The sequence below is a fragment of the Gymnodinialimonas phycosphaerae genome (assembly GCF_019195455.1).
GTDB classification, from domain to species: Bacteria; Pseudomonadota; Alphaproteobacteria; order Rhodobacterales; family Rhodobacteraceae; genus Gymnodinialimonas; species Gymnodinialimonas phycosphaerae.
Window position 1 is genome coordinate 2,768,308 of record NZ_JAIMBW010000001.1, and the last position, 25,572, is coordinate 2,793,879.

27 protein-coding genes are annotated in these 25,572 nt (G+C 61.8%); 9 read left to right on the forward strand and 18 right to left on the reverse strand.

Translation table 11 applies throughout. The features are described 5' to 3' along the window. The 6 genes from KUL25_RS13740 to KUL25_RS13765 all read right to left on the reverse strand — a co-directional run bounded on the left by KUL25_RS13740 (position 1) and on the right by KUL25_RS13765 (position 6,683). Positions 1-993 carry a Gfo/Idh/MocA family protein gene (locus KUL25_RS13740; protein WP_257893454.1) on the reverse strand — a complete coding sequence of 331 codons (993 nt, stop codon included), beginning with the start codon at positions 991-993 and terminating at the stop codon, positions 1-3. Between the two features lie 69 nt (positions 994-1,062). Continuing rightward, positions 1,063-2,136: an ABC transporter ATP-binding protein gene (locus KUL25_RS13745; RefSeq protein WP_257893455.1), complete on the reverse strand. Its 1,074-nt coding sequence runs from the start codon at positions 2,134-2,136 to the stop codon at positions 1,063-1,065. Positions 2,137-2,179: 43 nt separating this feature from the next. Beyond that, positions 2,180-3,616, reverse strand: coding sequence for a carbohydrate ABC transporter permease (locus KUL25_RS13750; RefSeq protein WP_257893456.1), 1,437 nt, complete (start codon positions 3,614-3,616; stop codon positions 2,180-2,182). Then, complete coding sequence (locus tag KUL25_RS13755; protein WP_257893457.1) at positions 3,613-4,674, reverse strand: carbohydrate ABC transporter permease; 1,062 nt, start codon at positions 4,672-4,674, stop codon at positions 3,613-3,615. Before KUL25_RS13755 ends, KUL25_RS13750 begins: the two co-directional genes overlap by 4 nt. A gap of 21 nt (positions 4,675-4,695) precedes the next feature. Further along, complete coding sequence (locus KUL25_RS13760) at positions 4,696-5,964, reverse strand: ABC transporter substrate-binding protein (RefSeq protein WP_257893458.1); 1,269 nt, start codon at positions 5,962-5,964, stop codon at positions 4,696-4,698. A gap of 281 nt (positions 5,965-6,245) precedes the next feature. Beyond that, positions 6,246-6,683, reverse strand: coding sequence for a MarR family winged helix-turn-helix transcriptional regulator (locus KUL25_RS13765; protein ID WP_257893459.1), 438 nt, complete (start codon positions 6,681-6,683; stop codon positions 6,246-6,248). 218 nt (positions 6,684-6,901) lie between these two features. On the opposite strand from KUL25_RS13765, the gene KUL25_RS13770 reads away from it, so the two are divergent. Next, positions 6,902-7,066 carry a hypothetical protein gene (locus tag KUL25_RS13770; protein ID WP_161489820.1) on the forward strand — a complete coding sequence of 55 codons (165 nt, stop codon included), beginning with the start codon at positions 6,902-6,904 and terminating at the stop codon, positions 7,064-7,066. 74 nt (positions 7,067-7,140) lie between these two features. Here KUL25_RS13770 and KUL25_RS13775 read toward each other — a convergent pair whose 3' ends face one another. From KUL25_RS13775 to KUL25_RS13785, 3 genes are all read right to left on the reverse strand, one after another. Beyond that, a complete protein-coding gene (locus KUL25_RS13775; RefSeq protein WP_257893460.1) occupies positions 7,141-8,433 on the reverse strand; it encodes an ABC transporter permease in 1,293 nt (430 codons plus the stop codon). Between the two features lie 25 nt (positions 8,434-8,458). Then, positions 8,459-9,265: a taurine ABC transporter ATP-binding protein gene (locus tag KUL25_RS13780; RefSeq protein ID WP_257893461.1), complete on the reverse strand. Its 807-nt coding sequence runs from the start codon at positions 9,263-9,265 to the stop codon at positions 8,459-8,461. A gap of 98 nt (positions 9,266-9,363) precedes the next feature. Further along, a complete protein-coding gene (locus tag KUL25_RS13785; RefSeq protein ID WP_257893462.1) occupies positions 9,364-10,362 on the reverse strand; it encodes a taurine ABC transporter substrate-binding protein in 999 nt (332 codons plus the stop codon). Positions 10,363-10,702: 340 nt separating this feature from the next. Between KUL25_RS13785 and KUL25_RS13790 the strand changes: the two genes are divergently transcribed. Continuing rightward, positions 10,703-11,995, forward strand: coding sequence for an NAD(P)/FAD-dependent oxidoreductase (locus KUL25_RS13790; protein ID WP_257893463.1), 1,293 nt, complete (start codon positions 10,703-10,705; stop codon positions 11,993-11,995). Here KUL25_RS13790 and KUL25_RS13795 read toward each other — a convergent pair. Then, positions 11,992-13,011: an aromatic ring-hydroxylating dioxygenase subunit alpha gene (locus KUL25_RS13795; protein WP_257893464.1), complete on the reverse strand. Its 1,020-nt coding sequence runs from the start codon at positions 13,009-13,011 to the stop codon at positions 11,992-11,994. The two genes, KUL25_RS13790 and KUL25_RS13795, sit on opposite strands and share 4 nt — an antisense overlap. Before the next feature lie 76 nt (positions 13,012-13,087). Continuing rightward, a complete protein-coding gene (locus KUL25_RS13800) occupies positions 13,088-14,017 on the reverse strand; it encodes a LysR substrate-binding domain-containing protein (RefSeq protein ID WP_068359887.1) in 930 nt (309 codons plus the stop codon). A gap of 102 nt (positions 14,018-14,119) precedes the next feature. Here KUL25_RS13800 and KUL25_RS13805 point away from each other — a divergent pair, with 102 nt between their 5' ends. The 3 genes from KUL25_RS13805 to KUL25_RS13815 all read left to right on the forward strand — a co-directional run bounded on the left by KUL25_RS13805 (position 14,120) and on the right by KUL25_RS13815 (position 16,598). After that, positions 14,120-15,202, forward strand: coding sequence for a hypothetical protein (locus KUL25_RS13805; RefSeq protein WP_257893465.1), 1,083 nt, complete (start codon positions 14,120-14,122; stop codon positions 15,200-15,202). Between the two features lie 132 nt (positions 15,203-15,334). Continuing rightward, positions 15,335-16,291: a fatty acid desaturase family protein gene (locus KUL25_RS13810; RefSeq protein ID WP_257893466.1), complete on the forward strand. Its 957-nt coding sequence runs from the start codon at positions 15,335-15,337 to the stop codon at positions 16,289-16,291. Beyond that, positions 16,281-16,598 carry a non-heme iron oxygenase ferredoxin subunit gene (locus KUL25_RS13815; protein WP_257893467.1) on the forward strand — a complete coding sequence of 106 codons (318 nt, stop codon included), beginning with the start codon at positions 16,281-16,283 and terminating at the stop codon, positions 16,596-16,598. Before KUL25_RS13810 ends, KUL25_RS13815 begins: the two co-directional genes overlap by 11 nt. Before the next feature lie 117 nt (positions 16,599-16,715). On the opposite strand, the gene KUL25_RS13820 is transcribed toward KUL25_RS13815, so the two are convergent. The 6 genes from KUL25_RS13820 to KUL25_RS13845 form a co-directional block, all read right to left on the reverse strand. Beyond that, positions 16,716-16,922, reverse strand: a complete 207-nt coding sequence (locus KUL25_RS13820) for a cold-shock protein (protein ID WP_257893468.1) — start codon at positions 16,920-16,922, stop codon at positions 16,716-16,718. Positions 16,923-17,129: 207 nt separating this feature from the next. Continuing rightward, the gene (locus tag KUL25_RS13825; RefSeq protein ID WP_257893469.1) at positions 17,130-17,333 is read right to left on the reverse strand and encodes a hypothetical protein; all 204 of its coding nucleotides are present in this window, start codon (positions 17,331-17,333) and stop codon (positions 17,130-17,132) included. A gap of 51 nt (positions 17,334-17,384) precedes the next feature. After that, the gene (locus KUL25_RS13830; RefSeq protein ID WP_257893470.1) at positions 17,385-18,266 is read right to left on the reverse strand and encodes an amino acid ABC transporter permease; all 882 of its coding nucleotides are present in this window, start codon (positions 18,264-18,266) and stop codon (positions 17,385-17,387) included. Between the two features lie 54 nt (positions 18,267-18,320). Continuing rightward, entirely contained in the window at positions 18,321-19,151 is an 831-nt protein-coding gene (locus KUL25_RS13835; protein ID WP_257893471.1) for a transporter substrate-binding domain-containing protein, read from the reverse strand. Between the two features lie 31 nt (positions 19,152-19,182). After that, on the reverse strand, positions 19,183-20,055 hold the full coding sequence (locus KUL25_RS13840) for an amino acid ABC transporter permease (protein ID WP_257893472.1): 873 nt from the start codon (positions 20,053-20,055) through the stop codon (positions 19,183-19,185). Beyond that, positions 20,033-20,779 (reverse strand): amino acid ABC transporter ATP-binding protein, encoded by a 747-nt coding sequence (locus KUL25_RS13845; protein WP_282563169.1) that lies wholly within the window; start codon positions 20,777-20,779, stop codon positions 20,033-20,035. The genes KUL25_RS13840 and KUL25_RS13845 overlap by 23 nt, the downstream gene beginning before the upstream one ends. 182 nt (positions 20,780-20,961) lie before the next feature. Here KUL25_RS13845 and KUL25_RS13850 point away from each other — a divergent pair, with 182 nt between their 5' ends. Genes KUL25_RS13850 through KUL25_RS13860 form a run of 3 tightly spaced genes read left to right on the forward strand, consistent with a single transcriptional unit; the run spans position 20,962 to position 23,945 of the window. After that, on the forward strand, positions 20,962-21,537 hold the full coding sequence (locus tag KUL25_RS13850) for a carboxymuconolactone decarboxylase family protein (protein WP_068359901.1): 576 nt from the start codon (positions 20,962-20,964) through the stop codon (positions 21,535-21,537). Continuing rightward, entirely contained in the window at positions 21,538-22,911 is a 1,374-nt protein-coding gene (locus tag KUL25_RS13855; protein WP_257893473.1) for an MATE family efflux transporter, read from the forward strand. After that, positions 22,911-23,945 (forward strand): zinc-binding dehydrogenase, encoded by a 1,035-nt coding sequence (locus KUL25_RS13860; RefSeq protein WP_257893474.1) that lies wholly within the window; start codon positions 22,911-22,913, stop codon positions 23,943-23,945. The genes KUL25_RS13855 and KUL25_RS13860 overlap by 1 nt, the downstream gene beginning before the upstream one ends. Here the strand turns inward: KUL25_RS13860 and KUL25_RS13865 are convergent. Continuing rightward, complete coding sequence (locus KUL25_RS13865; protein ID WP_257893475.1) at positions 23,942-24,739, reverse strand: nitroreductase family protein; 798 nt, start codon at positions 24,737-24,739, stop codon at positions 23,942-23,944. The genes KUL25_RS13860 and KUL25_RS13865 overlap by 4 nt on opposite strands. 122 nt (positions 24,740-24,861) lie before the next feature. On the opposite strand from KUL25_RS13865, the gene KUL25_RS13870 reads away from it, so the two are divergent. After that, positions 24,862-25,572 (forward strand): succinate dehydrogenase/fumarate reductase iron-sulfur subunit, encoded by a 711-nt coding sequence (locus tag KUL25_RS13870; protein ID WP_257893476.1) that lies wholly within the window; start codon positions 24,862-24,864, stop codon positions 25,570-25,572.

Sequence of the window (25,572 nt, forward strand, 5' to 3'; positions counted from 1 at the left end):
TCAGACCCCGCCGTAGTCAACGGCGGTGCGCGTGCCGGTTTCCGCCGCCTTCGCGACAGCCGCCGCTACCGCAAGCGATTTGACCCCATCCACACCGTCCGCCGCAGGGCGGCCTTCGCCCGCGCAGGCCTTCGAGAACAGATCAACAGCCCGGTCGTAGAGGCCGTGGGTGGCATATTCGACAGCCTGTTCACCACCCTCGAACCGCAGCGTGACGTCGCCCACAGGCGCTTGGGTCATCACGCCCCGTGCGATGATCGATCCTTCGGTCCCGTGCACCTCGATCCCCGATCCGGCGAAGCGGTGCGTAAAGCTTTCGTGGGTGTGCACCATCGCGCCAGAGGGCATGGACCAGATGGACATCGCGCTGTCCTCCACCCCCTGCCCCATGCCGCTGGCCGTCTTCATGGCGACCACATCGACAGGGTCCTCGCCCAGATGGAATCGCACGGTATCGGCGTCGTGCACGGTGATATCGGGGATCACCCCGCCGCCCGCGTCCGGGTTGTCGATACGCCAGCCTTGTAGGTGCGGTGGCAGATGAACAGCATGGAAAACGCGGACCGAGAGGACGGTGCCGATGCGGCCCGTCGCGATCAATTCGCGGATCGCCAGATGGCTGCCCGCATTGCGCAGGTGGTGGTTGGTGCCGAAGGTCACATTCGCGGCCTGCGCCGCCTTCACCATGGTCACGGCATCCGCAACGCTCATCGCCAAAGGCTTTTCGCACAGAACGTGTTTGCCCGCGGCAATCGCCGCCATGGCCTGAGGCAGGTGCTTTTCGTTGGTGGTAGAGATGTAGACGGCATCCACCCCGTCCATCGCGGCGTCCAGATCGGTGACGCCTTTGGGGATGTCATGCTTGGCCGCGTAGCTTACCGCGCGGTCAGGGCTAGAGCTGAGGACGGTGGCGATTTCCCCGCCCGAGGCGCGGATCGCACCGATCATGTGTTCCGCCGCAATCGTGCTTGCCCCGATCAGTCCCCAACGCATCGCTCACCTCTTTTGGAACGTTCCTATAGGGAGATAATTGGAACGTTCCACATGCGGAGTCAAGCCTCATCAGGATGCGGCGCAGCTTATGCCCGTTTCAACATCGAACAGATGCGCGGAAGAAGCGTCGATGGCGACCTGAAGCGTGGTCTTCGCCTTGATGTCCACCTGACCCGGCAATTGCATCGCGAAATCGTCCGAGCCTGCAACGGCCCCATAAACGAAGGTCTCTGTGCCAAGCTGCTCCACCGCGCGAACCTGCAAAGGCACACCGGCGCCATCGGCGGGGTTTGCATGACCCGGGCGCACGCCCAGTTCGACCGCTTGGCCCGGGCGGGTGGTGAAACGGCGAACGTCCAGCGCGACCTCAGCCCCGCCTTCGGAGACGAAAACGCCGCCCTCGCCCATCACGCCGCGGATGAAGTTCATCTTGGGCGAGCCTATGAACCCCGCCACAAAGCGGTTGGCGGGGGCGTTGAACAGCTCCAGCGGGGGGCCGAATTGTTCCAGCCGTCCCGCACGCAGAACGGCGATCTTGTCGGCCATGGTCATGGCTTCGACCTGGTCGTGGGTGACGTAGACCATCGTATTGCCAAGGCGTTGATGCAGTTCAGATATCTCGCCGCGTGTGGCGACGCGCAGTTCCGCGTCAAGGTTCGACAATGGCTCGTCAAACAAGAACACGCGCGGTTCTCGCACCACGGCGCGGCCGATGGCGACGCGCTGGCGCTGCCCGCCCGACAGCTGGCCGGGGCGACGGTCGAGGTAATCGTCGATTTGCAACATGCGCGCGGCCTCGGTCACGCGCGTGTCGATCTCGGCCCGGGCCATGCCAATGTTTTCCAGCCCGAAGGACAGGTTATTGCGCACCGACATATGCGGGTACAGGGCGTAGGATTGGAAAACCATCGCCAGCCCACGCTTCGAGGCGGGGACGTGGTTCAGCACCTCGTCGTCAATTGCGATGTCACCGCTGCTGATCTGCTCCAACCCCGCGATCATCCGCAAAAGCGTGGACTTGCCGCAGCCCGAGGGGCCGACGAACACGCAGAACTCGCCGGATTTGACCGTGATATCGACGCCGTGGATCACCTCCACTTCGCCGTAGGCTTTCTTGACGTTTCTGAGTTCGAGTAAAGCCATTGGACTACCTTCTATGCGCTATCGCTTCGCTACTTGAGCGCGGTTACTTCATCCCCGTATTTGCGATGCCGGTGGTGATGTACTTTTGCAGAAACACGAAGACGAGCGTCGTGGGGATCAACGACACGACCGTCATCGCAAGGCGGTAGTGTTCCTGGCTGATATGCTCGCCGCGGAATTCCAGCAGACACAGCTGGATCGTGTAGGCCTCGGTATTCGTGGCGATGGCGACCATGGGGATGATCAGGTCGTTCCAGCGCCAGATGACGGACAGGATGCCAAGGGCCGCGATGGCGGGCAGCGCCAGCGGCAGGACGATGCGCCAATACACCTTCCATTCGGACGCGCTGTCCATGCGCGCGGCCTCCAGCAATTCGTCGGGGATCGTCAGCATGTACTGGCGCAGCAGGAAGACACCGGCGGGCGTTGCCGCGCCCGGGATGATGACCCCCCAGATACTGCCAGAAAGCCCCGTCGCGTTGATTGCCTTGAACACGCCCACCAACGTGATCGTGGCTGGCACCATCAGCGTGGCAAGGATCACCACAAGGAACAGCGTCTGGCCTTTGAAGGTGTATTTCGACAGCGCAAACGCAGCCATGGAGTTGATCAGCAGCGTCATCAGCGTGGCGATGACGGTTACAAGCACGCTATTGGTGATGCAGGTCGCGAAATCAACGTTGACGCCGTAGGCGGTGCCGGTCAGCGGCTCGGAATAATTGCCCCAGGAGGGGGCTATGGTGCGGTTGGCTGTGACCGTTTCCGCAGGCAGCCGCACGACTTGGCTTGCATCACCACGGACGGCACGGCCCGGAAAGAACTCGGACGAGGCATTGGGGTTGGGGATCGCCCATTCCATCACCTCGCCTGTTTCGGGGTGCGGTGCGGTCACGAGGACTTGTGTCACGATGCGGTTGGGCTGATAGGGTTCGACGCCAAGGTATTCGAGGATCAGGCGCCGCTGATCTTCGTTTAGCATCTCGACGACGGCGTCGAGGTCAAACGCCTCCCGCGATTGCGGCGTCAGCGCGGCGTAACGGTTGAGCCAATCGGGCAACCCCTCCTCGGCAATAAGCCTCCTCGCAGCGTTACTGACTTGCCCGAGGTGGGAGCGGAGGGCGTAGAGGGCGTTGCCCTCGAACCCGTTAAGGTAGGCGGTGACGTCGCGGCCCTGTTGCTCGGCCTCGGACAGATCGGACCAGTTCAGCACCCACAGGGGCAGATCGGCGATGACGAAGATCTCTCGGCCATCGGGGCCGTTGACGGTGGCGCGGGCAACGCGGTCGAAATCGCCGGGCAGAAGGGACAGGTCTTGGGATTCAATCTGAAACTGCGATTTGATCGAATTCAGGCCAAGCCAAATGACGGGCACGAGAATGATCAGGAAACCGAAGATCAGGTAGGCGTAGGACAGCCAATCCGTCCAGGTGAGCCGCCCGCGGCCTTGCGTGCGCGACAGGAAATCCCACACCATGCTCATCGCGCGTTCCTGCCTGAAAGGAAGATCTGGATGATCGAGAAGATGGCCAATGCGCCCGCGATGATCAACGAGGCCGTCGCCGCAATACCAAGGCCGTTGGGCGTGGGATTGCCGCGCAGGCCTGCCGTCTCGAAGATATAGGCCACGATGGAGATCCAGCCGACTTGCATGGCGTAAAGCTCTTCAAAGGCCTGAAACGCCTTGATCAACGACAGGACGGTAACGACCAGTAGCGTGGGCATCAGAAGCGGCAGGGTGATCTTGCGCAGCACGCGCCAGGGCGACGCGCCGTCCATCTCGGCGGCTTCATAAAGGTCCGCCGGGATCGCTTGCAGACCCGCCAGCAGGATCAGCATGTAGAAGCCCAGATGCGCCCATGTGAACACGAAGACGGACCAGAACATCGTCCACGCGGGGTCGACCAGCCATTGGATCGGCGCGTCTATCCAGCCCCATTCCATCAGCGTGATCGACAGCACCCCTTGGCGTTTCAGGATCAGGGTCCAAAGGAAGCCCACGACGACGGGCGACAGCATGACAGGGTAGAAGAAGATTGAGCGCCAGAAGCCGCGGGCGATGATGTCGCGGTTCAGGACGAGGGCCGTGATCAGGGAAAACAGCACCATGATCGGAACCTGAAAGATGACGAAGACCGATGTGTCCATAACGGCGCGGTAGAACTGGTCGTCTTCAAGGTTCGGGTTGCCGGTGTCGATTTGGGTCTCGGCCAACAGGCGCTGCCAGTTGTCGGTACCGGCGTAAGGGCGTTCGGCGAAGTTGATGGATTGCCCTTCGGTGAGGCTGAAGCCGACGTTGATAAACAGCGGCGCGAAGGTGAAAATGCCGAAGACCAGAAGGTTGGGCAACAGGAAGAGGTACGGCAACGGCCCATGGCCGCGCATCTTCTGGGCCAACTCGATCGGCCAGCCAAGCACGGCCATGGCCTTCGAGCCGAGGGTGCCGGAGGGGCGGGCAATGACCGCCCCCACGATTAGGTACACAAGAAAAGCCAGCGGCCAGGACGAGCCCGCGAAGGCGTTTTCAATCGCCGTCCACATCGTCCTGGCCCCTGCCCGACCTTATTCCGCGATCTGTGCGGCGACGTCCGCGTCTATGGCGGCCAGCGCGTCATCCAGGCTCATCTCGCCGGTGATGACCTGCGTGATGTAGTCGGGCACGACACCGTAGATCACGAAGTTCTTCGAATAGCCCTGGAAGGTGAAGGCCTGGGGCGTGGTCTCGGCGGAGACGCCGATGGAAGCCGCAAAGGTCGACAGCGCCTGGGCCACCGCCGGGTCCGCGTCACCATAGTCTACGCCAGAGGCCTGCAAGCCCTGATGCGCTGTGATGGAGCGGGTCTCGGCCGCGAAGCGGGCGGCATTCTCTTCCTCGGCGAGGAAGGCCACGAAAGCCGCTGCGGCCTCAGGCACATCGCTGGATTCGAACGCTACGATGCCCGCACCGCCGGGCATCGCACCGCAGCCGCCGGGGCCACAAGGGGCGGGCACCGCACGCCATTCGAAATCAGTGATGTTCTCGGCATAGTTGCCGATCATCCAGGACCCCGACATGTGCATCGCGACCGAACCAGACAGGAACAGCGGCGCCGCATTCTGATAAGCGGTGCCGGTGCCTGCGGGCCAGCCTTCGACAGGCATCAAACCCTGCTCGTGCCAACCGACGAAAGTCGCGGCGAAGGAACGGAAACCGTCATCCACAAGGATAGGCTCGCCTGCATCATCGAAGAAGCCAGCGCCATATGCAAAGGCAGGACCGGCCCAACGGTGGGCGGTGCGGTCCATCGCGAAGACGGCGTCCATGCCAAGGGTTTCCTGTACCCCCCCAAGGGCGACCATCCATTCATCCCAAGTGGCACCGTCGCCGGGGATGTCGACGCCTGCGTCGTCGAACATGGTGACGTTGATATAGGGGCCCGTGACGGTCAGCTCGGTCGGCCAGCCGTAGATGCCGGTATCCTCGCCGCCGGGGGCGCGGTACCACGGCAGAACCGCGCCATAAGCGGATTCCATATAGTCAGCGTCCACATAGGGCGTCAGATCCAGATAATACTGGTTCAACCCTCCAAGGTTTGTCACGCGCGCCACATCTGGGGCTGCGCCCGTTTGCAGCTGGTTTTCAAGCTGGTCGCGGATGATCTCGTAGCCGACGACTTCCATCGCGACGGTGTGGCCGGTGGCGGCCTCAAAATCAGCGGCAATCCCGCCCAGGACGTCACATTCATTGCCGTTCTGGTAGCAAAGGAAGCTGATTTCATCCGCCGAAGCCGCGCCAGCCGCCATCAGAGCGGTCGCAGCACAAGTCAGCCGCAGGGTTTGAAGTTTTGTCATTAGAATCCTCCCATCGGATCTTTATGTGGTTCGTTTGTTCTTGGTCTTTTGGACGACGATAGAAGACATGCGCGTCCGCCGTCCACAGGTTATCGCATCGGCGATTTCTGCGATTTCGGCGGCAACCTCGTTGGGATATATCAATCGTTCCGTATGGAACGTCTTGGCGAAACGTAGAGAGGGGGATGGTAGATCAATGGTAGATCAATCCAGATCTTTCCCCTTCCGGCAATCGGGGCGGAATTCTTGACGGATACCGCTAATTCGCGAATCGACGGCCCTCAGGACGGCAGGTTCGAAAGGGTCAGAAGCACGCGACGCAGTGTTTCGACTTCTATGGGCGTCAGGCCGTCGTGCAGCTTGGCCTCGAACCCTTCGGCCGCGCCGCTGAGGTCCTTGAAGACCCTTAGGCCCGCGGGGGTAAGCGACAGCACCTCGATCCGGCGATCCTGGGGGGTGGGAGTGCGGATCAGGTAGCGCTTGTCCTCCAGCGCGGCGACCGCACGGCTTACCTTGGTTTTGTGGAGCAGCGCCTTTTCGCAGATCTGCTTGGCCGAGAGGTCCCCATAACAGCCGAGGTGAAACAGCACCCGCCATTCGTTCCGCAACATCCCAAATTTGGCGCGGTAGTAATCCTGAAACTCGCGGCTGGCAGCCTCGGCGGCCTGATTCAGCAGATAGGGCAGGAAATAGGGCAGATGAAACGGGGTCTTGGTCATGGCATGAGGCCTAGCAGTAACCCATCCTGAAGGCGAGACAAGCGACACGGAAGGGCCTTGGGCGTTGTGGGCATTTTAGGAAACTCTGCGCGGAAAGTCGCAATCTGGGCAAATCCATTCACAGTTTGGTCACGTCCTTTGCCGTTTTACGACACCTCGGTCAGCGAAAAGTAGGCAAGGCCGAGCAAGAGCCGATCCAATTGCCCAAGAGGTTCAACATGACAACGATTTCCAATCCGAAGGCGCTTCAAACGACATTCGCTCCGATGGGTCTGACCCATGTCCCGGAGGTCGCAAAGCCTGCACCCACCGAGGGGCCCTATGATTGGGGGACCGACTGTTTCGTGTTCCGCCCCGACATGACCGCCGCCCATCTGAGCTGAATGAAAAGGCGCTGGACCCGTGACGGGCCAGCGCCTTTCTTGTTTGAACGACCGCGCCTGGCGCGACTTGCGGGTTAGCTTTTGCCCTTCCAGGGCACGAGCCATTTCTCGGCCATGCGCATCAGGATATCGATGCCAAAGCCGATCATCCCGATCAGGATGATGCCCAGGATCACGATATCGGTGTTCTGGAACCGCGAGGCGACCATGATCATCATGCCCGCGCCTTGCACGGCGGCCACAAGTTCCGCCGCCACAACGGTCCCCCAACACACGCCCATCGCCACCCGCGCGCCCGTGAAAATCTCGGGCAGGGAATTGGGGACGATGACGTAGCGCATGATCTGCGCCTTGCTGGCCCCCAGCGAATAGGCCGCGTGGACCTTCGAGATGTTGACGCCGGACACACCCGCCCGCGCCGCAATCGCCATGATCCACAGCGCCGCAAGGAACAACAAGACGATCTTGCCGGGCTCGCCGATCCCGGCCCAGATGATGACCAGCGGGATCAGCGCCAGCGGCGGCACGGGGCGCATGAACTCGACAATGGGGTCAAACCAGCCCCGCGCCCAGTTCGAAAGGCCCATGGCGTAGCCAAGCGGAATGCCGACCAGCGCCCCCAAGGCAAAGCCCACGACCACCCGGAACAGCGAGTAGCCGAGGTGTTCGAGCAGGGTGAAGTTGCGGAAACCTTCGGTGCTGATCTCGATCAGGCGGCCCCAGACGTCTTCCGGGGGCGGCAGCCAGATCGGCTCCATCTGAAGGCCCTGGTCGGGCAGGATGTTGATCGAGCCGCGCGTTGACATGGTCACCGTGCCGAAGTCCAGATCAAGCCGGTCGCCGCCAACAATCGGCTGGCCGTTCACGGCGATGATCGTGGTGCCATCGTCGCGGGTCAGTAGATCGTTGTCTTGCAGGCGCGCCAGCTCGGACCCGTAGGCCTCGATCGTCAGGCTGTCGTTGAGGGCGAAGCCATCACCCGGCTCGACCACGGGCGGCTCGGGCTCGGGCAACTCATTGCCGTCTTCGTCAAACTCGGCCTCCCACAGAAGGAAGGTGACGGTAGCGTCGTCGGTGTTTCCCTCGGCATCCTGCACCGTGTGGGTGAAGGAATGCAGGCCAAGGGGCGGCCCCGGCATGTGCAGGAACGATGGGATCAGGATCGACCCGGTGAACGAACACCACAGGAAGAACAGCGCCAGCACGGAAATGACCGAGGCGCGGCGATCGGGGATCACGGCGCTTTCGTCTCCGAAGGTCACCGTCTTGAGCGAGCCGAACCCGGTGGGCGACACGGCGCCCGCGATCAGGCGGACGGCAAGGAAGGCGCCGATGAAAATGGCGATGTAAATAAGGAGGGGAATCATGATGCTGCCTCCGCGTGTTTATTTTTCATGCGCTTGCCTCCGTCCGGCCCATGATTTCTTCTTCCATGTCCCAGATCATCCCAAGGATTTCTTCGCGGACCTCATGGAACCGGGGGTCCTTCTTGACCTCGCGGAGGTCGGCATCGACGCCGGCATCGGCAAACGGCAATTCGTATTCCTTGTGAATGCGACCCGGGCGCGGGGCCATGACGATCAGACGCTCGCCCAGAAGCAGGGCTTCCTCGACCGAGTGGGTGATCAGGATGATGGTCTTGCCCGTCTCTTTCCAGAGCTTCAGCACAAGGCTTTGCATCTTCTCGCGGGTCAGCGCATCTAGCGCGCCCAAGGGCTCGTCCATCAAGATAACGTCAGGGTCATTGGCAAGGCAGCGGGCCAGGGCCACACGCTGCTGCATGCCGCCGGACAGCTCGTAAATCGCCTTTTCCTTGAAGTCTTGCAGGCCGACAACGTCGAGAAGGTGATCCACGTTGGCGCTGTATTCCGCCGAGCGCTGGCCCTTCATGCGGGGCCCGAAGCTGACGTTTTCGCGCACGGACATCCACTCGAACAGCGCGCCCTTCTGGAACACCATGCCGCGTTCGGCGTCGGGGCCGTGGACCGCGTGACCATTCAGCTCGATCACGCCCTCGGTGGGGGCAAGAAAGCCTGCGACGATGTTGAGAAGCGTGGTCTTGCCGCAGCCCGACGGGCCGAGGACAGACATGATTTCACCTTGTTTAATGTCAAGGGAGACATCTTGCAGCGCCTGCACCGCGCCGCCTCCAGGCAGATCGAAGCGCATGGAGATATTCCGAATGGCCAAGCCGGTCATAAGCGGCCCTTCCGTGTCAGAGGTCTGAGGGAACGCAAAGGAAAAAGGGCCCGGCCGACCTGTTGGAACGGTGGCCGGACCCCTTGGGCGTGCGCCGCTTAGTTGATGGCCTCGGACAGCGGGCCCGGGTTCACGCGGTCGGTGTAATCGTCCAGCGCACCGTCGATGGAGCCTGCTTCAACGAACACACCGGCAACGCCTGCCATGAACGTGGCCATGCCGCCGTCCATCCAGATCGGGCCAAGCACGGTTTCACCCGAGGGGAACGCCATCGTGGCAATAGCAGCACGGGCCGCTTCCAGATCCATACCGGCCTGCTGCGCGATGTTGGCCAGCATTTCGTCATTGGGTGCTTCGTTCCAACGGTCGTTGGCCGCCTGGGTCACGGCCAGGAAGGAGGCGACCAGATCGGGGTTCTCGGCCACGAACTCGGCCGGAGCAGAGATCACGTCGAACACCAGGATGCCGACTTCTTCTTTTTCAGCACCGGTCAACAGGATGTTGCCGTACTCCAGCATGCGGGTGTAGCCGCCGCCATAGCCGCAAGCGAAGTCAACGGCGCCTTGCGACAAGGCGGCAGCACCTTCTGGCGGCGCCATGTCGACGATTTCCAGCGACGCGAGATCGACACCGAAGTGCTCCATCTGGCGCAGGAAGTCATAGTGGGCAGCGGTTCCAAGCGGCACGGCGACGCGGCGACCTGCAAGTTCACCCGCGTTGTCGGCGTCAATTTCCAGATCCGAGCGCACGACGCAGTTCTGGTTGTCCGAATAGGTCACGGCGACGTCAACGACTTCGATGTCCTGGCCCGCGGATGCGGCGACAACGAAGGGCGGCAGGCCCTGGGAAACGGCGATATGCACGTCGCCCGATGCCATTGCGGCGGACATGGCGGTGCCGGTCTCGAACGACACCCAGTTGATGGTGACGCCAAGCGCCTCGTCAAACTCGCCATTGGCCCATGCGTCGTACATCGGCAGCGGCCATTCGAGGAAATAGGCGACGGTGATTTCTTCAATGTGGCCGTCGGCCAGCGCGGCTTGTCCGGACGCCAGAATGGCGGTGCCCGCAAGCAACGATGCGATTGTCTTTTTCATCAGGTCTCTCCTGTCGGGATAGTCTTGTTGTTTCGGCGGACACGGCACTGGACTCATTTCTTTTCAGTTCCGGCGCATTTCGCCCCACCTTGTCATTGCACGGAACCCCGGCTCCGCGTGCGGAAGCTAGGCGTCTGCGTTTCTTTGCGTCAAGGAGATTCTATAGGGCCAGATGGCGTGAAAATGGCGGCCAAGCAGAGTCTGTACCTTTGCGCACCGACAGCCCAAGGATTGAAAAGATCGCCAAAAGATTGGTCATGTTGCGACCTGAGGCAGGCCTTGACCGTCGGGCGGGTGACCGCACAATAGCCACGCTCGATCCCGGAAGGAGAGTGTTACGATGACCGCTCAGATCCCTTGGCCCAACTCGCTTTGGAAGCACACCGCCCCAACGTCAGAGGCGCATGCGCCACTGCGTGAAGAGGTCACCGCCGATGTCACCGTGATCGGCGCGGGCTACACCGGATTGCGCGCGGCGCTGGCGCTGGCGGAGGCGGGATTGCGGGTCGTCGTGCTGGACGCGGGCGAAGTGGGTTGGGGTGCCTCGGGGCGCACCGGGGGGCAGGTCAACCCGATGCTGCCGTTCAACTCTCCGGCGCAGGTGAAGGCCATGGTCGGCGCGCGAACGTTCGAAAAGCTGGCCGAACAGTCGCTGGGGTCGGCGGATGAGGTCTTCGATCTGATCAACACCTATCAGATCGATTGCCAAGCCCGCCAGAACGGCTGGTTGCGCGTGCATCACAGCAAGGCGGCGCAGACGAAAGCCAGCGCCGACATTGCCGAGTGGAACGCCGTGGGGGCCGAGATGCAGGTGATCGACCGCGACGCTGTCGCCGCCATTTCGGGCACACGTGCTTACCGAACTGGCACGCTGAACCCCAAGGGCGGCGCGGTACATCCGCTTATGTTCGTACGCGGGCTGGCAGCGGCAGGCAAGGCGCGCGGGGTCGCGATATACGGACAGAGCGCGGTAACGAGGCTTTTGAAGGAAGCGAAGACGTGGGCCACCCGCACGGACGGCGGCGCGGTGAAGTCCGAATGGGTTGTGGTGGCGACAAACGGGTATACGGACGGGTTGGTGAAGGATCTGGCGGCGTCGATCCTGCCCGTCAGCCCGATCCAGATCGCCACCGAGCCGCTGCCCGAGGACGTGATGGGGGACATCCTGCCCAAGGGGCACACGATCTCGGACTCGCGCCGGGTCATCATGTATGCGCGGCGCGAGCCCGACAATCGCATGGTCTATGGCGGTCACGGAGAGCCCGATGGCAAAGGCGGCCTGAAAGGTTTCGAGTGGCTGGTGAAGGATGCCGAGCGCGTGTTTCCCCAGCTACGCGGCGTATCCTGGCCCCACCGTTGGGGCGGCAATATCGCGGTCACGGAAGACCACCTGCCGCATCTGCACGAACCGCAGGCCGGGCTGATCGTGGGCTTGGGCTACAACGGCCGCGGGGTGGCGATGTCCAACGTCATGGGCCGGGTCATGGCAGAGCGCATCCTGGGCGCGCGCCCCGAGGATTTGCCGTTTCCGGTGACGCAGGTTGCGGGCATTCCCCTGCGGCGAATGAAGGTGTTCGGGATGAAATACGTGATCCGGTGGATGAAGGTGCTGGATTACCTGGAAACCCGCTAGCCCTCGGCCTCGATCGCCTTGGCAAGGCCAAGCCGGAACGTCTTCGCCCCGGCATCCAGCCCCAGATCGATATGCGGCGTGACCGCGTGTTTCATGCCCTTGTGGACCTTTTCCAGGATCGCCTTGTCTTCGTTGAAGGCCATGATGGCACCCTTGTTCATGGTCTCGGACATCTCTCGATTGTCGGGCTCGGAGTTGCGGTGCTGGAACCAGAAGTAACGGGTCTTGTCCTCGGTGATCGGTGTCATGAAGTTGTAGGAAACGTTGATGAAGGTGTCCGCCACCGGCGTGGAGCCATAGCCCCCCGTGCCCGGCGGCGTGTAGATCGACATGTTGGTCGCCATGGCGGGGCGCGTCATCTCGTAATGTTGCAGGCGGTCGCAGGGGCCGTTGAAGGCCAGCAGGTTCTCGTAATAGGGCGACGGGGGCTGGCCGAAGATCCATCGCGTGACTTGCACGCCTTGGTCGGTCTTCTTCACGTCCAGTGGCGCACCGTCGGTGCCGCCGCCCGCAAAGCTGGTCACATGAACCCACGCGACGTGGGACGGATCCAGCAGGTTGTCCACGACCCAAAGGTAGTTGCAGTCGATGTCCAACACGCCACCATCGGTCTTGCCCCAGGTGGGGTCGTCGAAGTTGGGGATGTCGAAGATCAGGTCAGGATCGGCGCGGTCCGGGTCGCCCATCCAGATCCAGGTAAAGCGGTAGCGGTCGACGACGGGGTAGGATTTGACCCGCGCACGCGCCGGAATGGCGTCCTTCTGGGTGGGGGCCGCAACGCAGGACCCGGCGCAATCGAAGGTCAGCCCGTGGTAGCCGCATTCGACGGCATCGCCATTCAGCGCGCCATCGCTGAGGGGGAGTTTGCGGTGCGGGCAGGCGTCTTCCAGCGCCACGGGGGTGCCGTCTTGCTTGCGATAAAGGACAATGTGCTCGCCAAGGAAAGTCTCGGCCCGCAGGGTGCGGTCGATGTCATGGCTCCATGCGGCGACGTACCAACAGTTTTTCAGGAACATGGGCGGGACCTTTCGTTTGGGTTGAATATGCGGGGCCGCGGCCCCGCAATCCATCCGATATCGTTAATGCTTCACATTAGGCGCACTTATTAAGCGGATCGGGAATATCGGGCTGGCTTTCCGCCTCTTCTTTGATCCATTTGAGAAATTCCTGCACCTTGGGGCTGTCGTCGGTCTGTTCGCGTCTTACCAGCCAGTAGGACAGCGGCGAACGGGTGATCTGCGCGAAGGGCCGCACAAGGCGACCATCGGCGAGGGCATCCAACACGAGGGGTTCACGCCCCAGCGCCACGCCCAGGCCCTCGATCGCGGCCTGAAGCACCAGGTTGGACTGCCCGAAACGCCGTGTCCGGGCGCGGGACGGCAGCAGGACGCCGCAAGCCTCGGCCCAGTATTCCCACGACGGATTGGCAGAGCCGAAATTGAGAATCTCGTCTTGCAGAAGCGTGTGACTTCCCAGGGAGGCCACGTCTGTCAGGGTCACAGCGACCGAGGGGGCGCAAACGGGGAAAAGCCGCTCACTCATCAAATGATCGACACGCAGGTTGGCAAATTCTCCGTGGCCGTAGCGGATACCGATATCGGCATCGGCAGGATTGAACGGGCGCCCACCGGTGTCGGTGGCAATGGAAATCGACAGATCCGGGTGCGCCAGGTCAAAACGCAGCAGGCGTGGGAATAGCCATGTGAAGGCGAAGCCCGGCAGGCAGGAAATCACCACGGTCGTATCCACGTGAGAGGCGGTGCGGATCTGTGTGCAAACTTCGGAAATGCCACCAAGACCGCGATCGATCTCGCGCGCCAAAAGCGCCCCGTAGCGCGTCGCCTTGGAGGTGCGCGCGCCACGCACCAAAAGCTCTTGCCCCAGCCATTCTTCCAGCGATTTCACGTGTTGGCTGACGGCGCTTTGGCTGACCCCCAATTCGTTCGCCGCCGCCGAAAATCCACCAAGGCGTACCACGGCCTCGAACGCCCGCAGGGAGGCATAGGGAAGGTTGAGGATCATATTAGCGAGACTAATGGAACTCATTAACTCTTTCAAATGGAATGATAGGAAACACCCTCATAAGTTGTAGGCACTCACTATCTGCAAAAGGAGCCTTTGCCCATGTCGCCCGCCGTTGGCGCCCGCAACCTGCTTGAGAACTGCGCCAAGGCGCGGGTCGGTCAGAGCCTGTTGATCGCCGTGGAGCCCCCGGCACTTGGCTACTTCGACGACAAGGTAGCAGCCTGCGTGGCGCGCGAAGCCCGGGAATTGGGCCTGCATGTGCGCCAGGTCGATGTAGGGTTCGAGCCCGACAAGCCGACATTGCCCCCCGCCCTGCTGGCACAGATGGAGCATGCCGATATCGTCGTGTTTTTGGCCCGCCTTGGCGACCAGTTGAGGTTTACCGAGATGCCAGCGGGCAAGACCCTCATCACGTGTTTCGCGGCCACGCTGGAGCTATTGGGATCCTCCTTCGGCACGGGGCACTACGACGGCTTCAAGGCACTGAAAACGGCCACGGACCGGGCCTTGGGCCGAACCCGTGAGATGCGCCTGACCTGCCCGAACGGCACCGATGTGCGCGGGGTGCCCGCGATGGACGGCACGGAAACATCGGTCACGCGTTTCCCGCTGTCGGTCTTCGCGCCCATTCCGGCGCATTCGTTCTCGGGGCGGGTGGCAATGGCGGGGTTTCTGACGGGCACGGGCTCTCGCTACTACACCCCCTATCACCTGGACCTTGACGGGCCGCTGTTTGCGCGGCTCGACGCAGGACGGCTGGTGCGGTTCGAGGGCGCAGCGCATGAGGTGGCCCGCGCCGAGGCCCACTATGATCACGTGGCCCGACGCTACAATCTGGACCGCACCGCGGTGCATTCCTGGCATGCGGGCATCCATCCCGGATGCGGGTTCCCGTGGAACATGGCCGACCACGTGGAGCGTTGGGGCGGCACAGCTTTCGGCAACCCCCGCATCGCCCATTTCCACACCTGCGGTGCACAAGCGCCCGGCGAAATCAGCTGGAACGTCGTTGACCCGACAATCACGTTGGACGGCGTGCCTGTGTGGGAGGACGGCACCTTCCATGCGCATCGCGTCCCCGGCGGACCAGAGGTGCTTGCCCGATACCCGGACATCGCCGCGATGTTCGCACGACCCGACAGGGCCATCGGCTTCGCCGCGCCTGCCTTCGCGCGGGCTTGAACGCCGGGAGCGGTGGCTTATACTTGGCCGCAATGGCGGCGATAGACGGCGGCCATGGTGCGGAGCACTCCCGTCTCCGGTCCCGATGCGCAGGACGTCTGCCGCTTCGGTTAAAGCATACGAGACCTCCGAATGACGCAAACGTCCAAGACGTCAGCGATCGTCACCCCCCTGACTCAGGCCCTGGCCGAGGGGAAGTTGACCCGCGATCAATTGAAGGACTTCATGCAACGCAGCGATGGCCCGGGGCTGCGGCGCGTGGCGTTGTGGCTGGTGATGCTGGCCTGCTCTACGACGCTGGTGGTGCTGGCGTGGGACAGTTGGCTGATCTGGCCCGCGATGTTCGTGCAGGGCGTAATCCTAGTGCATCACTTCTCGCTGCAACATGAGTGCGTGCATTACACCGTCTTTCGCACCCGCTGGCTGAACGACGTTGTGGGACAGATCTGCGGCTACACGATCCTGCTGCCGCACCGCTTCTTTCGGTATGAACACTGCGACCACCACACCTACACGCAGGTGACGGGCGAAGATCCAGAGCAGATCCCGATGCCGACATCGTTTGGCGCATACTTCCTGTATCTGAGCGCCCTGCCCTATTGGAAAACCAAATTCACCGAGGTGTTTCGGCATGCTTCGGGCGGGTTATCCGAGGCCGAGCGTGGTTTCATCCCGAAGGAAGAATGGGCGGCGGTCGCCCGCGATGCGCGACTGATGTTGGGGTTCTACGCGGTGGTGATTGCCGGGATGGCGGTAACGGGCTGGTGGGGTCTTGTGTGGCTATGGCTCATCCCACTGATCTTGGGCGAGCCGGTCATGCGTTTCATCCGCATGACCGAACACGTCGGCCGCCCAACGGTGCCGCAGATGAGCGACAACACGCGGACCAATCTGGTCTCTGCGCCGATGCGGTTCCTGTGCTGGAACATGAACTACCACGCGGAGCATCACTACGTGTCGTCCGTCCCGTTCCACGCGCTGCCAAGGTTGCACGAGACGTTGAAGGACCACATCCATGTGGAGCCCGGTGGCTACATCGGGGCGCATCGCGATATATGGCGACAGATCAGGGCAAATAATGCCGCGTGAGAAGGCGTGGGGGGACGCCATTCCCGTGGCTGAGTTGGAGAAGGGCTGGGTGACGCGGGTCAAGGTCGGTGGGCGGCTTCTGGCGATCTACGACACGCCGAGCGGGCTGTTTGCGTCAGCGGCGCTGTGCAACCACGGCGGTGCGGACCTATGCGACGGATATTTCGACGGGCACGTCATCGAGTGCCCCCTGCATCAGGGGGCGTTTGATGTCCGGAATGGGCGGGCCGTGGGCGCGCCTGCGGTGCGGGCGATGCTGACCTATGAGGTTCGGGTCGAGGGGGGGATGGTGCAGGTGTTGGTGTGAAGCGCCAGCTTGCACTTTGGCAATCTGCGTGCGCCCATGTCTGGGACTAGAAAAGGGCGCACCGTTTCCGATGCGCCCGAAATTCACTTCAGCTTGCGCCCTGTGAAGGGCTTCAGCTTACGCCAGAGCCAAGTTGGCGGCGCTTTCGCGGCCGTCACGGCCGGCTTCGATGTCGAACGTGACTTTCTGGTTGTCTTCCAGCGAGGTCAGGCCGGCGCGCTCAAGCGCGGAGATGTGAACGAACACATCCTTGGCTCCGCCCTCGGGGGCGATGAAACCAAAACCTTTAGTAGAGTTGAACCATTTTACGGTGCCATTAGCCATCGTAAGTCTCCTGATAAATCACTGCCCGCGACATGCGGCAGCTCGGCCAGTCAGTGCTAGATCGTGTCACTGAGCCGTTAGGAGCAGATAAGCGATAGAGGTAACGTAACTTGGCTCGTCTACGCGGGCTGGTGCAGGTAAGCAAGGGTTATCTGCGGAGGGCTTGAGATGGCACGATTCAAGCGGAATCACGCCGTATGGGAGCCGTCACCAATCCTCATCCAGGCGATCTACCTTCCTGAAAAACAGCCAGAGGACAAAGATCGTCCCGAACGGCGACCAAAAAATTGAAAGAAACCACCATGGCCAAGGGCTGTGCCCGCGATCACTTGCCATGCCGCCGATAAGAGCAAACAGCCAAACGATGACGGCAATGAACAAAAGAAAGACGATCAGCGGCACCAAATCCATGGGTTCGTCTATATCTTCCTGATCCGGGTCTTCGCTATTGGGCGCATATTATCACCCCTTCTTCCGCCCCTTCTCTAGCCTCGCGAACAGACGGCTGAGGCCGAAGCAGATGATGAAATAGAAGGCGGCGGTGGTGATCCAGGCCTCGAAGATCATCCGGGTGGAGGCGACGAGTTCGACCGTTTTGTAGGTCAGCTCCTGCACGGAAATCAGAGAGATGATGGAGCTGTCCTTGATCAGCGTGATGAACTGGTTGGCCATCGGCGGCACGACCTTTTTCATCGCCTGGGGAAGCACGATGTAGCGCATTTCCTGGCCCCGGCTCATCCCGATGGACCGCGCGGCCTCGCGCTGGCCCTTGGGGACGGATTGGATACCGGCGCGGACGATTTCTCCGACGAAGGCGGATTCGAACAGGGCCAGGACGATCACGCCCGAGATCAGGGAGGGGAAGCGGCGCATCTCGCCGAAGAAGAACTCCCACACCGCGATGTCGTCTTGGCGGGCGATGCCCCTCGCCCATCGCTCAAGGTTGAGCAGGTCGATAAGTTGTTGCGATAAAAAGAAAAAGAAGATGAACACTACCACAACGGGCGGAATGTTGCGGAGCAACTCCAGATAGGTCCGCGCCAGCATGCGGATCGTCAGGTTACCGGAACAACGCGCAATGCCGAGGATGGTGCCGAAGATCAGCGCCAATATGCTGGCGTAGATGGAGATGCGGATTGTCGCGGCAAGGCCTTGCAGAAGAAGGTTGGCAAACCACTCCTCGCGCGATGTGTGCCAGCCGACGATATAATTGGGGATCAGGTGCCAGCGCCAGTTGTAGTTCAGCGTGCCCTCGATCGCATAGGCGATGTACCCGAAGAACGCGACCAGCAGGCCTGCGATCAGGTAATCCGGCCAGCGGAGGCGTTTGAAGAACTTTGTCAATGGAAGCGGCTTTCGAAGGGGGTGGGAGGGCGCGAACGCCCCCCCGATAAGGTCTTATTCAGGAACTTGATCTGCCCATTCGTCACCGACGAACCAGTAATCGTGACGCTCTTCCAGCCAGCCGGAACGCGTGCGCGCGGCGATCCAGTTGTTGAAGAAGTTCAGCGCGTCCGGGTCACCCTTGCGAAGCGCGAACGCCTCACCGGTTGGGTTGATCAGTTCATCAAACGGCACGTACAGCACGTCTGGGTTCAGGCGCGCTTCGCGGTCCGGGGTGGGCTGCGAGGACATCGTGGCGTGGGCGTTGCCGTTCAGGACTTCCTGGGTGGAGGCGCCGTCTTCGTCGAAGAGCAGCAGCTCGGCCTCGGGGAACATCTCGGCGATGACCGTGGCGGGCGTGGCGCCCCGGCGACCCGCGAAGGTGATGTCGGGAGAGTTGAAATCGTCGATCGTCATGCCTTCGGTCATCTCGATGTTGGCGAGGATGGCCATGCCGGAATAGGCGTAAGGATCGGTGAAGTTCACCGTCAGGTTACGCTGCGGCGTGACCGACATGCCCGAGATGATGACATCGAAGTTGCCCGCCAGAAGCGCGGGGATGATGCCGTCCCAAGCGGTGGGCACGAATTCAACCTCGACACCGAGGTCTTCGGCCAGGGCACGGGCCACGTCCAGTTCAAAGCCGATCAACTCGCCGTTGACGTCGCGCATGGACCATGGCGTGAAGATCGACAGGCCGACGCGGATCACGCCCTCTTCCTGGATCGTGGTGAGCACCGACTCGGAGGCCAGCATTTGCGCGGTGTCTTGCGCCGTGGCGGGCAGCGTCGTCATGGCGGCAGCGGCCCCCAGGGCGGCACCGAAAAGTCTGCGAGATAAGGTCATGGGTAGTCTCCTTGTTGGATCGTTTAGTTGGTTAGTCTTGGGCATATCGTCGTTCCACAAACGACACGCCGATGGAAAGGATCAGCGTGACGGCCATGTAGACCAGCGCCACGGTGAACCAGATCTCGAAGCTCAGGAACGTGTCCGAGATGATGTTGCGGCCAATCGTGGTAAGTTCCGCCACGGCGATGACGGAGACGATGGCCGAAGATTTGATCAGGTGGACAACCTCGCCGAACATCGGCGGCAGCATGAAGCGCACCGATTGGGGCAGGATGATGTAGCGATAGGTCTGCCCCTCGGTCATGCCGATGGATTTCGCGGCCTCCCATTGGCCCTTGTCCACAGCGTTAATGCCCGCGCGAAAGATCTCCGAGATCAGGACCGAGTGGAACACGGCCAGCGTCAGGACAGAGGCCCAGTAACGGTCAAACCCGAAGATGGGGCCAAGGACGTAGTAGAACAGGTAAAGCAGGACCAGCAGCGGGATGTTGCGGTTGAATTCCAGGAAAGCCACCGCGACGGCGGACCCGATCACCAGATCCGACAGGCGCAGGAGGGCAATCAGCAGGCCAAGGACAGTGGCCAGCGCAAAGGCGGTCGCCGACAGTTGCAGCGTCACCCAAAGGCCCTCGAAAATCTCACCAAGCTGAAATCCGTCGTCGGTGAACGTCCACAGGAATTGGGGCACGCGGGACCATTGCCAGTTGTAGCCCATGTTCTGGGCCCCGGTGTACGAGCCGTAGATGATCGCGGCCATGACACCCAGGTAGATCAGCACCGACATGGCGGTGGAGCCAAAGACCCGCTGCACCGCAGAGGGTTGCGGCAAGGCCGCGCCCCTTGGGACGTGACGCGGCGTATGGTCGACCATCGCCAAATCAGTGCGCCAGAATCTGGTCAAGGAACATGCGGCACCGCTCGGACGAGGGGTTGGTGAAGAACTGCTCGGGCGGGGACGTCTCGATGATCCGCCCTTCTTCCATGAACACCATGGTGTCGGCGACCTTGCGGGCAAAGCCCATCTCGTGGGTGACGACGACCATGGTCATGCCAGTGTCCACCAACTCGGCCATCACGTCGAGAACCTCGTTGATCATTTCGGGATCAAGGGCGCTTGTGGGTTCATCAAAGAGCATGATCTTGGTCTCCATGCACAAGGATCGTGCAATGGCGACACGCTGCTGCTGCCCGCCCGACAGGGCCGAGGGGTACTTGTCGGCCTGTTCCGGGATATGCACCCGGTCAAGATACTTGCGCGCCGTGGCCTCGGCGTCCGAGGTGGAAAGGCCGCGGACTTTCATCGGGCCGATGGTCAGATTCTCCAGCACCGTGAGGTGGGGAAAGAGGTTGAACTGCTGGAACACCATGCCGACGTTTTGGCGCAGCTGGCGGATTTCCTTCGCGTTCTCGTGGACTTCGATCCCGTCGATCACAAGCGTGCCGGAGTTGTGGAATTCCAACCCGTTGAAACAGCGGATCAGGGTTGATTTGCCGGACCCCGATGGGCCGCAGACGACCATCTTCTCGCCCTGATGGACGCTCAAGTTGATATCTTTCAGCGCATGGAAATCGCCATAGAACTTGTCGAGGTGCGTCGCCTCGATAATCACTTGCTGGTCGTTCATCGTGGATAGGTCCCGGCTCTCTGACGCATTCGCAACAGACCTAGGCTGGATCGGGGCGAAGGGTAGGCTTGCTTTACCGGCAATTTCTTTACCTTATGCGAGGGCATCGGGGATCAGGGCCCCTTGAGATGAAGCCTATCGCCAAAGATTGCACTTTTACACCCGCGCAAGGATAAATTGACATGTCTGCCTGGATTGAAATGATTTCAGATGAAAACGCAGACGAGAGGCTTCGGGCGTCGCTGGACAAGGCACGCACGCCCCATGGCACGGTGGACAACGTGATGCGGGTGCATTCGCTGCGCCCCTCGACAATGGATGGGCATGTGACGCTCTACCGGGCGTGTCTGCATGACGATGGCAACACGATCCCCGAATGGTTTCAGGAAGTGATCGCATCACTGGTGTCCGTGCTGAACGATTGCCCCTACTCCTATGCCAACCATTGGGCTAATGCGCGCCACCTGATCGGCGATGACACGCGGGCCGATGCCGTGGAAGCGGCGCTGAAGGGCGATCTGGCCGAGGCGTTCGAGGGCAAGCATCTGGAGGCGCTGGTCCATGCCCGCAAGCTGACGCTGCATCCGGGGGCGATGGAAAAGGCGGATGTGGAGGCGCTGCGCACGGCGGGTTGGAGCGACGGAGAGATATTGGAGATCAACCAGATCGTCGGCTATTTCTGCTACGTCAATCGTCTGCTCAACGGGCTTGGCGTAACCACCGACGGCGATGTCGTCGGCTATTACGCCAACTCCTGAATGGCGGCGGCAATTGACAAGGACCTGACCAAGGGTCCCATCCCGAAACATTTCTGGGCGCTGGCCATTCCGGCAGCCGTGGGGATGTTGTTCAATACACTCTACAACGTCGTGGATGTCTATTTCGCGGGCCTTGTCAGCACGGCAGCGCAGGCGGGCCTATCGTTGGGGTTCCAGATCCTGTTTCTGTCCATGGCGCTTGGCGTGGGTCTTGGTGCGGCCATGGGCGCATTGGTTGGCAACGCCCTTGGCGAAGGCGACAACCGGCTGGCGCGGCGGTACTGCGCACAAGGTATCAGCTTTGGGCTGTTGGGGGCCGTGATCCTTGGCGGCGCAGGTCAGTGGTACGGACCAAGACTGATCGAATTCGTGTCGGCGGATGCGGAATACCAGACCACGGCGATCACCTATTTCCGCCTGCTGACGCTGGCGCTGCCGGGATTCATCGTCGCGGCAGGAGCGAATGGCATTTTGCAGGCCCATGGCGATGGCAGATCGATGCGCCGCGCGCTGGTGGTGGCCTTCTTCGCCAACCTCGCCCTGAACCCCCTTCTGATGTTCGGCATTCCCGGCATCTGGGATGGCCTTGGCTTTCCCGGCCTCGCCATCTCGACCATCGTCAGCCAGACGGGCGTCATGGTGTATCTGATCCGTCAGGTCGTCCTCCTCGATACGATGGAGGCGACGGAAACGCGCCATTTCGTGCCCGATATGCCCCGCTACCGGGAGATCGTGGAACAGGTCATCCCCTCGGGCTTTGCCTTCCTGATCATGATCCTTGCCGGCGTCGTGGTGCAGTTTGCCCTGAAGGATTTCGGGGAGCATGCGGTTGCAGGCTATGGCATCGGTATCCGGTTGGAGCAGTTGATCATCTTGCCGCTGATGGGGCTATCGAGCGCGCTTTTGCCCATTGCGGCCCAGAACCTTGGCGCCAAGAACCCTGATCGGGTGCGAGAGGCGATGTTCTATTGCTGGAAGGCGGGCGCCGTGATCGCCATGATCGCGGGGCCCATGTTGTGGTTTGCCGGTCCCTTTTTCGTCAGCCTCTTTACCGATGATGCAGAGGTCATTCGCGTAGGCAGGGACTACCTGCGCGTGGGCTCTGTAATGCTTTATGTCTACCTTATCCACTTCTCGATCACATCCTTCCTGCAAGCCGCAAAGCGCCCGATCTGGTCGCTGTGGATCAGCCTTTACCGCCAAGCCTTCGGGGTGGCCTTTTTCGTGTGGCTCTACGTCGGTTATTTCGGCATGTCCGAAATCGGCGTCTGGTTCGGCACTTCCACTGCCGCCGCGACTGGGGCTATCATGGCCCTATTCGTGGCGCGCCATATCGCGCGCGAGAAGATCGGCGGATTAACGGGAGCGGCATGATGCGCGCAGCGGTTGTCAGAGAGTTCAACGAGGATCTGTCCATTGAAACGGTGCCGGACCCGGTCTGCCCCGAGAATGGCGTCGTGCTGAAGGTCGCGGCCTGCGGCGTGTGCCGGTCGGACTACCACGGCTGGGTCGGCGGGCATCCGAAGGTCGTCGCCGGCTCGATCATGGGGCACGAGTATTGCGGCACGGTGGTCGAGGCCGGTGCGCGGTCGCACCACAAGGTGGGTGATCGGCTGATTGCGCCCTTCATCCTTGGGTGCGGCGCCTGCCCCGCGTGTCAGACCGGCGCGTCCAACACCTGCGCCGATCAGATTGTCCCCGGCTTCGGGACGCCCGGCGCTTACGCGGAATTCGTCGCCGTCCCGTACGATCACAACCTCGTTCATCTGCCCGAGAGCCTGACGCCTGCGTTGGCGGCAGGCCTTGGCTGCCGGGTGACAACCGCGTGGCATGCCCTGACCGACCGTGCCAACGTGAAGGCAGGCGAATGGGTCGCCGTCCATGGCACCGGCGGCATCGGGCTGTCAGTCTTGTTGCTGGCGAAGATGTTGGGCGCGCAAGTTGTGGTCGTCGATATCGTTGACGACAAGCTGGCCCACGCCGTGGCTCATGGCGCGGACGCCACGGTGAACGCGGCCAAGGTCAATGCGGCCGAGGCGATCCGGGACATCACGGGCGGCGGTGCGCAGGTCTCGGTCGAGGCGCTGGGGATCGCGGCCACAACCAATGCCTCGGTCGAATGCCTCGCCACGCTTGGCCGCCACGTCCATGTCGGCATGCCCTCGGGCGATGGCATGATGGAGATCAACATGCGTGCGATCTATTCCAAGCAGTTGGCGTTCTACGGCACGCGCGGCATGCCCGCCTGGAAGTACCCCTCGCTGTTGGGCATGATCGAGCGCGGCGACGTGGACATCAGCCCGATGGTCGCACGCGAAGTGGGCTTATCGGATGCCAGCGCCGAGTTGCGTGCCATGGGCGGACCGACCGCGCCGGGCACGGCGGTGATCACGGATTTCACCGCTTAATCCAGCTTGAACCCGATGGACCGGATGTAGGCCCCGAAGTCAGCGCGTTCCGGCTGGCTGTATTGGCGGACTTTGTCCTCGGACCAGCCGTAGGCGTCCGATGTGCCGAAGATATCAGGGAAACGTTGCGTCGCGTAAGGGCGGGTCTTGTCGTAGGCGGCGACAGCCTCTTGCAGATTGTCTTCGCGATATCGGTCGGAGTGGACGGTCACAGACAGCGGCAGGCGCGGGGTAATCGGCGGCGTTTGCGCCGGATAGCCAATCGCCAGCCCCGCGAAGGGGAAGACGTGGTCCGGCAGGTGCAGCAAGTCGGCGACGGCGCGCGCCCTGTTGCGCACAGCGCTGATCGGGCAGCATCCAAGGCCCATTGCCTCTGCCGCCGTGACGAACGCGCCCAAAGCGATGGCCGCATCAGCGGTGGCGTTGATCACCGCATCAAGATGGTCGTTGGCAAAGGGGATGTTGTGCCATTGGTGCAAAAGCCGTTGGCGGCGGTTGTTGCCACAGAACACGGCGAGCATCGGCGCCCCCGCAACCCAAGCCTGCCCGCCGACAAGGCGCGCAAGTTCTTCCCGAACATCTGCCGACGTCAGCAAGACGATATCGCGCTGTTGCAGGTCGCTTTTTGTGGGCGAGGCCAACGCCACGGCGCAGAGGGTTTGCAAAAGCGGGTCGGGCACGGCGCGATCCTGAAACATCCGGCACGACCCCCGTGCGGCCATGGAGGCCAATAAGTCATCTTGGACCATGTCGGGCGCATCGCCGTAGCGGGCCGGGAGGGGGTCTTGTGGCATGTGGCTCTCCGCAGTTCGTTAGGCTTGCTTACAAGAAGATAAAGAAATTATCGCATTCATAAAGCTGCACTGTCCGATATACTCTGCCATGAAGCCAGCCGGAATGGGAAGCACGGGCCAGTATGACAACAGACGTTCTGAAAGTGACAATCGAGCGTGGCGCGGGCCAGGATGTGTTCGAGGTGCCCGCCTACGACAGCCAGACTGTCCTCGACGTCGTGTCCTGGGTTCAGCAGAATGCCGACCCCACGTTGAGCTACCGTTTCGCCTGCCGCGTCGGCATGTGTGGCAGTTGTGCGATGATGGTCAACGGCGTACCGCGTTGGACCTGCCGGACCCATATCTCCAAGGTATTGGAAGGAAACGAGGTCACGATTGGGCCGTTGAGGAATCTGCCTGTTATCAAAGACCTGGCGGTGGATATGGACCCGTTCTTCGACAAGTGGGTCGCCGCCGAAGGGGTCCACCATGGTGGCCTGACCCGCGATGATCCCATCGCCCCGGTCGACGAGAGCAGCGCAGGCCGGGTAGAGGCAAACGCGGGGATCGAATGCATCAACTGCTCGGTCTGCTACGCGGCCTGTGATACGGTGGCGGGGAATACGGATTACCTTGGCCCGGCGGCGTTGCAGCGGGCCTGGACGCTGCTGAATGACACGAAGGACGAGGGCCGCGCGGCGATTCTCGACGCGGTGTCGGGCACGGGCGGATGCCACAATTGCCACTCGATGGGGTCATGCACGGCGTATTGCCCCAACGATCTGGACCCGATGTCGGCGATTGCGGGGCTGAAACGGGAAACCGCAAAGAACTGGTTCCGGAGGGGGCGCTGA